The sequence below is a fragment of the Paenibacillus sp. S02 genome, from assembly GCF_019454065.1.
Taxonomy (GTDB): Bacteria; Bacillota; Bacilli; order Paenibacillales; family Paenibacillaceae; genus Paenibacillus; species Paenibacillus polymyxa_B.
The window spans coordinates 4,552,493-4,565,996 of record NZ_CP073682.1 but is presented as its reverse complement, the minus strand read 5'-3'; the positions used below and the strand labels follow the sequence as shown (position 1 = coordinate 4,565,996).

At 45.8% G+C, this 13,504-nt stretch carries 12 protein-coding genes; 9 read left to right on the top strand and 3 right to left on the bottom strand.

Features of this window, described 5'->3' with window-relative positions; genetic code table 11:
- Positions 1–19 precede the first annotated feature (19 nt).
- The gene (gene tgt / locus KAI36_RS20180) at positions 20–1,159 is read left to right on the top strand and encodes a tRNA guanosine(34) transglycosylase Tgt (RefSeq protein ID WP_013311575.1); all 1,140 of its coding nucleotides are present in this window, start codon (positions 20–22) and stop codon (positions 1,157–1,159) included.
- A gap of 34 nt (positions 1,160–1,193) precedes the next feature.
- Complete coding sequence (yajC, locus tag KAI36_RS20175; protein WP_013311574.1) at positions 1,194–1,529, top strand: preprotein translocase subunit YajC; 336 nt, start codon at positions 1,194–1,196, stop codon at positions 1,527–1,529.
- A gap of 88 nt (positions 1,530–1,617) precedes the next feature.
- On the opposite strand, the gene KAI36_RS20170 is transcribed toward yajC, so the two are convergent.
- Positions 1,618–2,007 carry a TIGR04086 family membrane protein gene (locus KAI36_RS20170; protein ID WP_075154640.1) on the bottom strand — a complete coding sequence of 130 codons (390 nt, stop codon included), beginning with the start codon at positions 2,005–2,007 and terminating at the stop codon, positions 1,618–1,620.
- Positions 2,008–2,213: 206 nt separating this feature from the next.
- Here KAI36_RS20170 and KAI36_RS20165 point away from each other — a divergent pair, with 206 nt between their 5' ends.
- Positions 2,214–2,990: a YetF domain-containing protein gene (locus tag KAI36_RS20165; RefSeq protein WP_025720234.1), complete on the top strand. Its 777-nt coding sequence runs from the start codon at positions 2,214–2,216 to the stop codon at positions 2,988–2,990.
- Between the two features lie 5 nt (positions 2,991–2,995).
- On the opposite strand, the gene spoVB is transcribed toward KAI36_RS20165, so the two are convergent.
- Entirely contained in the window at positions 2,996–4,570 is a 1,575-nt protein-coding gene (spoVB, locus tag KAI36_RS20160; RefSeq protein WP_220025842.1) for a stage V sporulation protein B, read from the bottom strand.
- 307 nt (positions 4,571–4,877) lie between these two features.
- Between spoVB and KAI36_RS20155 the strand changes: the two genes are divergently transcribed.
- The 6 genes from KAI36_RS20155 (at position 4,878) to KAI36_RS20130 (ending at position 11,559) form a co-directional block, all read left to right on the top strand.
- Entirely contained in the window at positions 4,878–5,135 is a 258-nt protein-coding gene (locus KAI36_RS20155; protein ID WP_013311570.1) for a post-transcriptional regulator, read from the top strand.
- 90 nt (positions 5,136–5,225) lie between these two features.
- A complete protein-coding gene (gene secD / locus KAI36_RS20150; RefSeq protein ID WP_071642546.1) occupies positions 5,226–6,482 on the top strand; it encodes a protein translocase subunit SecD in 1,257 nt (418 codons plus the stop codon).
- The gene (secF, locus tag KAI36_RS20145; RefSeq protein WP_220025841.1) at positions 6,472–7,389 is read left to right on the top strand and encodes a protein translocase subunit SecF; all 918 of its coding nucleotides are present in this window, start codon (positions 6,472–6,474) and stop codon (positions 7,387–7,389) included. The genes secD and secF overlap by 11 nt, the downstream gene beginning before the upstream one ends.
- Positions 7,390–7,590: 201 nt before the next feature.
- Entirely contained in the window at positions 7,591–8,547 is a 957-nt protein-coding gene (locus KAI36_RS20140; RefSeq protein ID WP_220025840.1) for a cation diffusion facilitator family transporter, read from the top strand.
- Positions 8,548–8,580: 33 nt separating this feature from the next.
- Positions 8,581–10,977: a single-stranded-DNA-specific exonuclease RecJ gene (gene recJ / locus KAI36_RS20135; protein WP_220025839.1), complete on the top strand. Its 2,397-nt coding sequence runs from the start codon at positions 8,581–8,583 to the stop codon at positions 10,975–10,977.
- 69 nt (positions 10,978–11,046) lie between these two features.
- Entirely contained in the window at positions 11,047–11,559 is a 513-nt protein-coding gene (locus tag KAI36_RS20130) for an adenine phosphoribosyltransferase (RefSeq protein ID WP_028542428.1), read from the top strand.
- A 529-nt stretch (positions 11,560–12,088) separates the two neighbouring features.
- Here KAI36_RS20130 and uraA read toward each other — a convergent pair.
- Positions 12,089–13,399, bottom strand: coding sequence for a uracil permease (uraA, locus tag KAI36_RS20125; protein ID WP_025720227.1), 1,311 nt, complete (start codon positions 13,397–13,399; stop codon positions 12,089–12,091).
- Between the last annotated feature and the right edge of the window lie 105 nt (positions 13,400–13,504).

The window sequence follows — 13,504 nt, the reverse complement described above, 5'->3', positions numbered from 1 at the left end:
TAAGGATGGTAGAGAAAATATGGCACCAGCAATAAGATACGAACATATTAAAACCTGCAAGCAATCGGGAGCCCGTCTTGGGCGTGTACACACACCTCATGGAGTTATTGAGACACCAACCTTTATGCCTGTGGGAACTCAAGCTACTGTTAAAACGATGAGTCCTGAGGAACTGAAAGCGATGGATGCTCAAATTATTTTGAGTAACACGTACCATTTGTTTCTTCGTCCCGGCCACGATATTATTCGTGAAGCGGGTGGACTGCACAAGTTTATGAATTGGGATCGCCCTATTTTAACGGACAGCGGTGGATTCCAGGTGTTTTCCTTAAGTGAAATGCGCAAGATTTCAGAGGAGGGTGTTCATTTTCGCTCTCATTTAAATGGAGATAAGAAGTTTCTTTCGCCTGAAGTGGCGATGGAAATACAAAACTCGCTTGGCTCAGATATTATGATGGCCTTCGATGAATGCCCGCCATTTCCGGCTGAATATGAGTATGTGAAAAAGTCACTGGAACGTACCAGCCGTTGGGCTGAGCGTTGTTTGGAGGCACACGCGCGTCCTCATGATCAAGGGCTGTTTGCCATTGTACAAGGAGGCATGCATGAAGATCTGCGTAAGCAAAGCGCTGCGGATTTGACTTCCATGGATTTCCCGGGGTATGCTATTGGTGGACTGAGCGTAGGTGAACCGAAACATTTGATGTATGAAGTGCTAGATTACACGCTGCCTCTGCTTCCCACCAACAAGCCAAGATATTTGATGGGCGTAGGTTCTCCAGATGCCTTGATTGAAGGGGCTATCCGTGGTGTGGATATGTTTGATTGTGTACTTCCAACGCGAATTGCTCGCAACGGGACAACGATGACCAGCCAAGGTCGTCTAGTCGTTCGCAATGCCCAATATGCAAGCGATTTTGGCCCGCTCGATCCCGCTTGTGATTGTTATACCTGTCGCAATTATTCACGTGCTTACTTGCGACATTTGATTAAAGCGGATGAAACCTTCGGGCTCCGACTGACAACGTATCATAACTTGCATTTCTTAATACAATTGATGCGTAATGTCAGACAAGCGATTATGGATGACAGGCTGCTTGATTTCCGAGATGAATTTTTTGAGCAGTACGGTCTTCATGATAATGATAAAGGCTTTTAAGTTTTAGGGAGAGTATACGAAAGGGGGATTTAACATGTTTCATTTTGCTACAGCCGCTGCTGCACCCGGTGGAACTGGCGGACTTTTTCAAATGATCTGGCCACTGGCTCTGATGTTTGTAATCTTCTATTTCTTGCTGATTCGCCCGAATCAGAAAAAACAAAAGCAGCGTCAAACGATGCTTCAAGCTTTGAAAAAGGGAGATAAAGTAATTACGATCGGAGGTCTTCACGGTACAATTGTGGAGATTACGGATGATGTAGTAGTTTTGCGTGTGAATGATGTCACGAAGCTGACCTTTGACCGCAGTGCAATTAGTAATGCGATTGCAAAAGACACGGCATCTGAGGAAGTTGTTTCCAAATCGTAAAATACTTCTGACCGTTATGCAAAAACCGAGCCTTTGAGGAGGCTCGGTTTTTTTGTGTTGTTTTATTACATGGATACAAACATTTTGATTACTTGCTGAGATTAATGCCAAACATCCCACCACCTGCACCTATGACAAACGCGAAACCTAAGTGTAACAGGTCCTTGCCGTTCATGCCCGCATCCAATGCCAGAAAACCGACCAGCAAAACGATTAGTCCATACAGGATGCCTGTAATACCGCCTTGATACCAGCCTTTGTTTGTGGATCTTTTACCGGCGACGAAGCCGCCAGATAGCATGGCGAATGCGTGGACGATGTACGTATACAATGATAAGTCCTGTTCCTGCATCTGTGTCAGCCACAAGAGTAGTGAAAGAATCAATGCGCCAAGCAGCATCCATGCAAAAGCATAAAATAAGCCGGATAAAATGGGATGGGCCAGACGAAACGAACACCAGCGGCGAATGAGCTCCATTGATAATTCCTCCTGTACCAAGGTTTGAACTATTATCATTCTATGGCCAAGCCTCCCTGCTTAGTACCAAGTCGCAAGCAGTCTTTCTCTTTATTTCAATAATTTAGCCTTTTGTTTTTTGTATGAGCCAAGTGAGGAACGGTCAGAATACGTGTACAATGAACGACTAATGTCTTATTGCAAGTACAGGGGAGGAGGCGAACATATTGAGTCACGATATTTTTGCTCATATTTTTCGGACGCTGCTCATGTATTTTATTGTATATCTGGTGATGCGCTTGATGGGTAAAAGGGAGATCGGCAAATTGTCTGTTTTCGATCTCGTCATATCGATTATGATTGCAGAAATTGCTGTATTCAGCCTGGAGGATATAAAACGTCCACTTTATGAAGGGCTGATTCCTTTAGGAGTGCTGTTAATTTTGCAAATCGGGATTTCATTTTTCAGTCTGAAAAGTCGGCGACTGCGCTTACTATTTGATGGTAGGCCCAGTGTATTGTACTCCAATGGACAATTAAACAAGGACGAAATGGTGAAACAACGTTACAATTTAGATGACTTGCTGTTACAACTTCGTGAACAAAATATAGAAAGTCTGGACGAAGTCGAATATGTTATTTTGGAAACGACAGGTAAGCTAACGGTTATAGGTAAGGATGATAACGATGGAGTGGAACACGGAAAAATGAAGCAAGAATTAAACGGAACAGATTTGATAAACAAAGAGCAACAGGTGAATAAAGTCCATCCTTCTCCACAAATCGGTGGAAAGTTTAGATATGAGGGACTGCCTATTCCATTAATCATGGATGGCAAGGTGCTGGATCGAAATTTGGAACGGATGGATATGAACCGTTTTTGGCTTAAAAATCAGATTCAAGCGAAGGGACACAAAGATTTTAAGGATGTTTTTTTATGCTCGGTTAACCATAGAGGTGATGTGTATATTACACCACCGGCCTATGGAAAATCTTCGGATTAGATTTCTTATGCTTTAAACCATCTTCTCAGGATTGGAATACGTGTAAGGTTGTCCCAATCAATCATCTTGATCAAGGTCATTAGGAAAAGGTACAGTATAATTCCCAAGCCTGCGGCAAAAATAAACTGAAGCCACATTTGGTTGAACATCGTTAGATGTCTGTAGGTATATAATACTGCTGCTGCCATGATGATCATACCTATCCCGGTCTTCCAGAAATCGAGCAAACGTACGCGGAAGCGAAGCAGTCTGCTGACACTGAAGCCATGAAGGAGTGTAACAATGGCACTGTTAATACAAATGGCGATGACAGCTCCGTAGATACCGTACTGAGGTTGGGAAGCAAGCCAGACGATTAGCGCAATTTTGATAACGGCTCCGATAAAGGTATTTAATAAGGCACTTCCAGGACGGTCTAATGCCTGAAGTGCTGCCTGAAGCGGGGCCTGAATGTACATAAAAAGAGCAAAAGGTGCCATGAGCTTAAGCATGCCTGCAATATCGCCATTATTATAGAGTAGCAGACACAGAGGTTCTGCCAAAACATACATGATTACGGCAAATGGGGCTCCTGCAACCAAAGCGAGCCGAAGCGATTGATGTAGACGTTTGTGAATGGCTGTAATATGCCCCTTGGCTGCTGCTTCGGATAACGAAGGAACGAGTGAAACTGCTAGCGAACTGGTAAGAACTCCAGGTAGTAATAATACAGGAATGACCATGCCCTGCATGGCTCCATATTGTGCGGTTGCCACGCCAGTTGCTATGCCTGCTACGGCGAGGCTACGCATGCACAAGATAGATTCGAGCAAATAGGATAAGGAACCAACAAGCCTTCCAGCAGTAACGGGAACGGATATAGACATAAGACGTGACAAAACGGATGATTGCTCGGGTTGAACCTCAGAGGAGGGGATAGGCGACTTCGGCTGAAGGATGCGATCTTTTCGATGGTTACACACGTATTGCCATAGCAGCACAAGCATGCCAATGAATTCGCCCGCCAGAGCACCGAGCATGGCACCTGCAGCAGCGTAGGCTACCCCATGGGGAAGTAACAAGTAAGCAAACCAAATGACACAAAAAATGCGCATAACGGTCTCCGCAATGGAGGAGGTGGCGGAAGGAATCATATTTTGCTTTCCCTGAAAATAGCCCCTATAAGCTGAGGAAACCGCTACAATGACAATCATTGGGCTCATGCTCACGAATGTATAATACACGCGGCTGTCGGTCAGGAGATGGCTTGTGATCCAAGGCGCGAACACAAGACAGAGCACCATGGCGATTAGACTGAGTGTGATGGTGAAGCGCAGGCTGGTGTGCAAAATACGCCGCGACATTTCGGGCTGTCCCGCCGTTTCTGCTTCGGCTACAAGCTTGGCTACCGCAAGAGGGATACCCCCTGTAATAAGCGTCACCAGAACGATAAAAAAGGGATACCCCTGTTGGTACAAGCCAACTCCTTCGGGGCCGATGATACGCGGGAGTGCGATTCGGGGAATAAAACCTAGTATCCGGTTGATAATTCCTGCTGCCAATAAAATAATTGCTCCATGGATGAATGTCTGCTTTTTCAATCGCAACTCCCTCTTCCCCAAAATGTAATTCTGCGTCTATACATTACTTTAGAAGATATGCTGGACCTGTCCATCTTCATGACAAGCTTTTCCGTTCAGAAACAAAGTGATTTAGACAACAAGAGGGAGAGTGGTGAATTCTGCTATTGACGAGCGAAATGAATGCATATATTGTTGATTTAAGGCTATTTTCAACGAAAAGAAGGGTTTTCCAGGATCAGGACAGAAATGTTCTACAAAGCAGTCAATAACCCCGCTAATTGCTGATCTGCGGAACCGGTAGTCGCTGGGAGGAGGAACGGCCATCGTGGGTATGGAAGAGCTGGATGAGCAGGATTGGGATGACGCAATTGAGATGCTCTGTCAAAGTAAGGCGGACGAGTTGATTCTCGTAGGCTATGAGCATGTCACAAGTAAGGACGTGTGGAATTGCGTCAGTCATAAATATGAAAAGGAGGGTATCCCTCCGCTGCACAAGCTCGTTAACGATATACTTTCCCTTAAAGCGACGAGCTTTATGAACTATTTGACTATGTCCGCATTACGGGGCTCCACTTTCGAATAGAAGGGGGTCTTTTTTTGCGTTCAAATTGACTGCTTTTTGAGGGGTAGCTATAATAGGAATATTGAGAATGAAAGGGGAACATGGGACGGAATGAAGAGAATTCTAAGTTTCATCGTGGTCGTGCTCATAACTACTGGTGTTATGATCGGGACAAGCCCGGGCCTACTGAACAGTTTAAAATTAGGCCTCGATTTAAAGGGAGGCTTTGAAATTTTATATGAAGCCCAGCCTTTGGAAGCCGGGCAGAGTGTAACCAGACAGTCTCTTATACAAACAGCTCAAAGTCTGGAGAGACGGATTAATGCGCTCGGTACGACTGAGCCAGAAGTAACAACAGAGGGGAGCAACCGTATTCGCGTGCGGCTTGCTGGTGTCACTAATGAGGCAGAAGTCCGCTCCATGCTGAAAAAACCTGCAGAATTAACGTTCCGCAGTGCAACGGCAGCAGATGCTAAAAAGCCAGGCCAATACAGCAAAATTGAGCTCCGCGGTAATGATTTTGTGGAGAATGGTGCTGTTGTCGGCTTTGACCAGCTGAACCAACCTGAGATTAGTATCAAAGTGAAGGACAAAGCTAAATTTGCAGAAATCACAAAGCGACTTCTGAATAAAGAATTAGCTATTTTCCTGGATCAGGAATTGCTGTCTGCACCTACAGTACGTGGGGAATTAACGGACGGTAGCGCGTCAATCACAGGTAGCTACACTCGTGATGAAGCGAATAAACTGGCGGATACGATTAATTTGGGTGCCCTTCCGCTCAAACTGACGGAAAAATATTCTCAGAGTGTAGGTGCTACGCTGGGTCAATTGTCACTAGATCAGACGATTCGTGCTGGGTTGATCGGCTCGATCATTATTCTGGTATTTATGATTGCGATGTTCCGTGTACCGGGATTAGTGGCCAGTTTCTGTCTCATCGTTCATACTTGGCTGGTGCTTGCGATCTTCTACTTGGGTGGATTCGTACTCACACTCCCAGGTATCGCAGCCTTCGTGCTCGGGATCGGGATGGCAGTCGATGCCAATATTATTACGTATGAACGGATTAAAGAAGAAATTAAGACGGGCAAAACGATTCGTTCTTCCGTTATCGCAGGTAGTAAGGCTTCGTTCCGTACCGTTATGGATGCCAATATTACGACAATTATAGCGGCAGCGGTTATGTTTGGTCTCGGAACAGGCTCCGTTAGAGGTTTCGCTCTGGTGCTCATCGTTGATATTGTCACCAGTATCTTGACGAATATCTTCTTCTCCCGCTTCTTGCTCAATCTGCTGGTTAAAGCGGATGCTGTGAAGAAGCCCAAGTATTTTGGTGTGAAGGAGAGTGATATTAGTGCGCTTTAATTGGGACTATAAATATATCAAGATGAGCAAGTGGTTTTACACGTTCTCGATTATTATCACACTGCTTGGTATTCTGAGCTTGTCGATATTCGGCTTGAATTACGGGGTAGACTTTCGTTCCGGTTCCAATGTGGATGTCAATTTGACTAAAGTCGTTACACAGAAACAGATCCAAACTTTGCTGGACAAGCAGAAGATCGGTAAAGAGGTGGATTATACACCGGGGAAAGAGCGTTTCGGCATTCGCTTCTCACAGGTTTTGACGGATCAGCAAGTGAATGACTTTAAGACTTCCTTTAATAAAGAGCTTGATCCAAAGGCTTCCTTTGAGGTCAATACAGTAGATACGGAAATGGCACAAGAACTGGAGCGGAATGCAATATGGGCGATATTGCTAGCATGTGTAGCCATCGCAGTCTATATTTCAATCCGGTTTGAATGGCGGTTTGCCATTGCAGCCATCGTTTCGTTGTTGCATGATGCCTTCCTCGTTATCAGTATTTTCTCGATTTTCCGTCTTGAGGTGGATTTGACCTTTATTACGGCAATTCTGACGATTGTCGGTTTCTCCATTAATGATACCGTCGTTATTTTTGACCGTATTCGGGAAAATCTACGATTTGCGAAGAAGAAGTCCAGAGACGACTTAGAACAGGTAGTTGATCACAGTATTGCGCAGACAATGACTCGTTCACTTGCAACCGTGTTTACGGTGTTTATTGCCTCCTTATGTTTGTTCATATTTGGCGGCGAATCGATCCGTATGTTCTCCCTTGCGATGGTCATTGGTTTGTTGTTTGGTGCTTATTCTTCCATTTTCATTGCCAGTCCGCTGTGGGTGGCTTTGAAAGGAAAACAAAAATCTCCGACAGCTGGCGGGAGCGCGGCCAAAACTGCAAAGTCTTAAGTTACGCAAATACCAGTAGTATAAATTAAAGAGAAAGCCGCGTCTGCTTGGGCGCGGTTTTCTAAGGTTTTGAGATTTACCTTGAGTAAGGCACAGTAGTGGACACTTAAATGTGAATGGTTTTTGTTTTTTAGAAATTCGGTTATTTTAGAATGGAGCTTTATTGGGAAAGGGTTAGTTCAGGATTGAGGGGGAAACGTTGTGAATAGCGAACGCAGCCGATCATTAGAAACTGCGGCGTTGAGCGGTATTGTAGGTAATCTCGCGCTGGCTGTTCTAAAGGGAACCGTCGGTTATGCGGTGAACAGCAAGGCGTTGTTGGGGGATGCACTGCACACGGCTGCGGATAGTGCTTCCCGTTTGCAGGAGCTTCTGTTTTCCAAGGGTGCTACAGGGCACGGAATGCTGGCACGGTTGCGGAACGGTGAAAAAGTTCGGACGGTCATATCTGTGGTGCTGGCCATTTTAGTGCTGATGAGCGGTCTTCAGCTAGCTATGTCGGCGGTTCGTTCATTAAGCAGTTCGGAACCGCAGGCTCCCGGTCTGTATGCATTAATTACCGTATTTATTGCGTTGGTGTTGAGAGAAGCGCTATTTCAGTTTCAATATCGCTACTCGATTAAACATGGTCATAAAGCGGAAGCAGATCGTTACGCTAACCATGAACGTTACTCGCTGTATGCATCGTTGATTGCATTGATCGGCATGATCGGTGCAATGACTGGCGAAGCAATGGAATGGCCTGCATTATTATATCTTGATCCAACCGCAGCTTTGCTGGTAGCCTGTCTGGTGCTGCGTAAAGGATATTTGATGGTAATGAATACCGCTTACCAGGTTCCTGCACAGCCCTTGCAGGAGGAAGACTCCCGACGCTTTATGGAGACGATTCAACGGGTGTATGGTATTGTAACGGTTGAACACTTACATGCCCAGGAAACAGGCCATTTCATAACGGTGGATGTAACGATAAGTGTGAACCCGCGGATTACGGTACAGGAAGCGCAGGAAATCGCCGATCGAGCAAAAAATTTACTGTTAGCCCGTTTTCCACAGGTGACCCATGTACAAATGCAGTTCATTTCTTATCAAGCCGGGTATCCTTACAAATCCAATCATGAACTGCCAGATAATGATGTGTCGTCTTTGCTTCAATAGGGCAGGACGACTATGAAAGAAAGGTGAATAGGATTGCTTCATTCGCAGTACAGATGGAAGACCCCAGAGGCTAACCTGGAAGCGGCTCAGCTGTTGACAGAAGAACTGGGGATTTCACCATTGTTGTCCCGGCTTTTAGTGAACCGGGGCGTCACTACCGCCGGGGAAGCAAACCGCTTTTTGTACGGAAGTGTGGACGATGTACACGACCCTTTTCTGCTTCTTGGTATGAAAGAGGCCGTGCCGAGAATTCGCCGGGCTCTGGAACGTGGCGAGCATATATTAATCTATGGCGATTATGATGCAGACGGCGTATCCAGTACATCATTGATGATTCAGCTCATGCGATTTCTGAAGGCTTCTTATGATATTTATATTCCCCATCGTTCTAATGAGGGATATGGTCTGCATAACCATGCCCTTGATTGGGCTCATCAGCAGGGAGTTACACTGGTCATTACGGTAGATACGGGAATTAGTGCAGTAGAACAAATTGCTTATGCAACTTCCTTGGGGATAGATGTTATTGTGACGGATCATCATGAGCCGCCTGCTGTACTTCCCGAGGCATATACTTTGATTAATCCGAAGCTACCCGGTTGCCCATACCCATTTAAAGGTCTTGCAGGTGTTGGTGTTGCCCTGAAGCTCGCTCAGGCGTTGTTGGGTGAGGTGCCGGAGGAATGGTTTGAAATCGCCGCTATCGGCACGGTAGCCGATCTGATGCCACTACATGGTGAAAATCGGACGATGGTACGCAGAGGGATTCAATCCATGAGAAACTCTGCATTTCCGGGTATTCGTGCGTTGCTCCATGTAGCGAGCGTGGATATATCTACAGTGACTTCAGTCAACATCGCATTTGCATTGGCTCCGCGGATTAATGCCAGCGGGCGCCTGGATCATGCGGGACGAGCAGTTTCTCTGCTGACGACAGAAAAAGAGGAAGAAGCAGACCAACTTGCGCATGCGCTGGACCTGCTCAATCGTGAGCGTCAACAGGTGGTCGAACGTATTGTGGAGCAAGCCGAGCAGCAATTGGCATCCAAACTGAATGGAGGCAAGCTACCATCAGTTATTGTGTTGGCTGGTGAAGGCTGGAATGTCGGCGTTGTCGGAATTGTGGCATCCAAGCTATTGGATCGTTATTATCGACCGACTATTATTCTTGGTATAGATGCTGAGACAGGCACATGCAAAGGTTCTGCCCGTTCTATTCCTGCATTGGATATTTACAGTGCCCTTACGGACAGCCATGAGCTTATGGAGCATTTTGGGGGTCATCCTTCGGCTGCGGGTATGACGCTGTCCCGTGACAATCTGGAATTGTTTGAAGAGCAGCTGAACCACTATGCGGGTTCCATTCTGACACCAGAAGATCTCATTCCTGTAGCTGAAGCTGATATGGTCTGTCGTTTGGACGAGGTATCTTTGCAAGTGGTTGAAGAACTGGAGTTGCTTCAGCCTTTTGGTATGGGGAATCCTTCTCCACGATTCGTATTACAGGGACTGCAATTGCGCGAGGCTCGTAAAATGGGACGTGAGAAAAATCATGTGAAGCTCTTGCTGGAGCAGAACGGTTTATCGCTGGACGCGATTGCCTTCCGTCGTGGCGATTTGGCTGATTTTTTACAGCAACAAACGGAGATAGATCTGCTGGGTGAATTGTCAATTAACGAATGGAACGGTAAAAGGTCTCTCCAGCTAATGATGCAGGACATTCGAGTGCAGGCGCCGCAAATTTTTGATTATCGTGGAGTGTCGGACCCTTTTGCCGAATTAGAGCGGGGACTCAAGATCTTTCATCCACGCATAGAGGAAAGAAAGAAAGACGTTGCGGTGTTGATCCACCCGTCATCTAGGCTTCGTCCCTCGGGCTCCGTGGATGCTGAATCCTTATGGTTGTACGATAAAGATGGCAGCGTTATTCCCAGTGATGGTCAAAGAGATGCACAGCACTCTGTGAAGTCGCTGTTCGTACTGGAGCCGCCGGATACACCGGATCAGTTTCAGGCATTATGGTCTACCTTTGAGAATGTAGAGAACGTATTTCTCCTTCATTCGGTCAGTGAGCGTGGCGGTCGACTCGTAAGCCCCGACAGAGAGCTGTTCAAGCGTATTTACGTTGTGCTTTCCCGAATGGGGACACAGCCTATTGATGAAAAGGCAATGCTGCCTGCTCTTAGCCGACAGTGTTCCTGTTCAGTACGTATGTTATCCAAAGTATTGGACATCTTCGAAGAACTTGAGTTTATGACGCGTACAGATGGTCAATTCTGTTTTGTATCCAATCCGCCTAAGCGGGATTTAACCGCTTCTCCACGCTATCAGGAATTGTATAATATGGCTGAGATGGAGAAGTACTTGTTGGATGCGGACACTACCCAGATGACGAGCTGGATTATGTCGCTTATGAAGGGTGCGTCTTGAGATACTATTTCGCAATTTATGTTGTAAAATGTATATACTAATTTGAAGTTTACAGTAGGAGGAACTAAGTTGGACTACAAAGAATATATTCGGGTGATTTCCGATTTTCCACAACCAGGGATTAGTTTTAAGGACATTACGACCCTGATGAAAAATGGTGAACTGTATCGCAAGGCTATCAACGATATGAAGGAACTGGTATCGGATTTGAAAATTGATTTGATTGCAGGGCCAGAAGCACGTGGGTTTGTTGTTGGTGCTCCTTTGGCTTATGCGCTTGGTGTTGGTTTTATTCCCATCCGTAAAAGTGGCAAGCTCCCTGGGGAAACCATTGAGGAAGCATACGGTTTGGAGTATGGTAAAGATACGCTGGCGATGCATAAGGATGCTATAGAGCCAGGCCAAAATGTTCTTATTGCTGATGACCTGCTTGCTACAGGTGGAACTATTGCTACATCCGTGAACTTGGTACGCCAGCTTGGTGGTAATGTGGCAGGGGCTGCTTTTCTTATCGAGCTGTCTGACTTAAACGGTCGGGCGAAACTGACTGATGTAGATGTATTCACCCTGATTACGTATTAAGTATTTTGAAACCCGGGTTTCCCGGGAAATAATTATGTGCGGATCGCCTAAATAGTCCGATGGAACATCTCTTTAACTAAAGAGTTGCTCCATCGGACTATTTTGTTTAGAAGTGTTTTAAGTTTGGGCTTTGTTTGATAGTCCTAAACCACCAACCACTTTGTGGGGATAGGTATGAAAAAAAATTAAAAATGTCGATGAACAATAAAAAAAGGAGCAGAGGTGGTTGTAAGGAGCATAGTGGTCATACTGATTTCAATCAGTTTTTGTTTTATTTTTTGCTAAGCAGAAGCTAGATACGGAAATAAGTCAAAAATGCTGCTCGTTGCTTATCGAGGGTTAAAGCGGTTATTGCAACTAACTTGGATGGGGTGCTCTGGAGATGGATGAAGGGGTATCTATTTTAAAAAGGCTGTGCATAAAAAAACGCCGACACCATGGGAGACGGATCCTTACACGCTTATCTTAACAGCTCAAGCGTATTGATCCGTGACTCATGGAGCGGCGTTTTAAAGTTTAAAAACAGATATCAATCTGGTGTTTTCTCGGTTAGAGGTTCCTGCGATTTATCGTTGGACCAGCCGAGCACGTCAACCAGCTTGAAGAACAAGCTGAGGATGATGCCGATGATTGTAGCCAATGCCATACCTTTCAAGGTTACAGCGCCCCAAGTGAGCGTAGTACCGCTGATTCCGACAACAAGCACGATGGTCGCAAGCAGCATGTTGGTTGGCTTGGCGAAATCCACCTTTTGCTCAACGAAGATTCTTAGACCGGAGGCAGCGATGACGCCGAATAATAGTAAGGATACGCCGCCCATAACTGGAGCTGGAATATTAGAAACAATCGCTGAGAACGTGCCTGAGAAGGACAGCAAGATGGCAATGACAGCCGCTCCGCCAATGACCCATACAGAGTACACTTTAGTTAATGCCATGACACCAATATTTTCACCATAAGTCGTATTAGGTGTAGAACCGACAAAACCGGAAATGACGGTGGAAATACCGTTACCCAGCAGTGAGCGATGGAGACCAGGATCTTTGGACAACTCGCGCCCGACAATGTTGCTAGTCACAAGTAAGTGACCAATATGCTCTACGATGACAACCAGAGCAACAGGAAGAATCGTCAGCATAGCAGAGGTATTAAAAACTGGAGTGGTAATTGCAGGATGTCCGAAAAAAGGAGCGTCTGCAATGGCCTGTGTATTGACCATGCCCATAAAATAAGCAAGCACATAGCCCACTACGATACCGATCAGAATATGAATGATTTTGGCAAACCCGCGAAACAACACCGCACCCAGAACAGTGACCCCGAGTGTAACGAGCGAAAGAGTAATCGTTTTGGGATCTGGAGACCAGGCTTTAGTAGGATCGGCATTGATAATGCCTGCCATGCCTGCTGCAACCGGAACCAGTTCTAGACCGATTAAGGCTACGATGGAGCCCATAACAGCTGGAGGAAAAACGACGTCCAGCCAACGGGTTCCGGCATATTTGATCACCAGTGCGACGAGGCAGAAAATAATACCTGTAACGATGAAAGCACCGAGAGCCATAGCATAGCCGTTGCCGCCGGGATTGTTTTTAAGCACAAGACTGACGGGAGCGATAAAAGCGAAGCTGGAGCCGAGATAGGCGGGAATTTTGCCGCGGCAGATCCATATGTACAACAATGTGCCAATACCGTTCATTAGCAAAATCATGCCAGGATCGACGCCGAAAATATTCGGCACCAGCACAGTGCTGCCAAACATGGCAAACAAATGCTGTACGCTGAGCAGGAACCCGGGTCCTGCCGGTAGCTTTTCATTAACTTGAATTTCGCGTTGCAACGCAGTTCACTCCTTAGTTCTTTCAATTATTCTTATATACATTAATTACTTTTCGTAATTTTTTCAATATAATTCGTTTCATTTCGTCAACAATCCTCATTTTAC